At 42.2% G+C, this 521-nt stretch carries 1 protein-coding gene; it reads right to left on the bottom strand.

Going from position 1 to position 521, the window contains the following annotated elements:
• Positions 1 to 521: Mur ligase family protein (locus AC1D2R_RS32265; RefSeq protein ID WP_477973888.1), on the bottom strand; the 521-nt coding region annotated here is incomplete at both ends.

Below are 521 nucleotides of genomic sequence, written 5' to 3'. Positions count from 1 at the left end.
ACGTGATGCGGTTTAGCCAAGTTTGAAAGGAACTCAATTTCTCCATAGCCACTCATACCCATTTCAAGGATGGCAAACTCTGTGTCTTCATCCAACGACAAGATCGTAATCGGTAATCCCAAGTTATTATTGAAGTTTCCTGCCGTTTTTTGGACACGGAAATAAGGAGATAGTACACCCGCCACCAAGTCTTTAGTGGATGTTTTCCCATTTGATCCCGTAATGCCAATGAACGTTGCCGGATGATTTTCCCGATATGCACGTGCCATTTGCTGCAACGCTATTTCACTGTCTTCTACAAAAAGCAAAGGAAGATTTTGTGGAGGATTTGGTTCATCCTTCTGCCAAAGAGCTGCTGATGCTCCTTTTTCAAAAGCTTGAGTCACATATTGATGACCATTCACTTTTTCACCTTTGAACGGAATGAATAAATCTCCAGGTTGAATGGTTTTAGTATTGATCGATACGCCACTTACCGTGACATCCGGTGTTACTTCGTCATTTATGTGTAACCACTCAGC

The sequence above is a fragment of the Rhizobium sp. P1_C7 genome, from assembly GCF_056406295.1.
The sequence above is the reverse complement of the archived record's forward strand: the minus strand, read 5'-3'. Positions and strand labels throughout refer to the sequence as shown.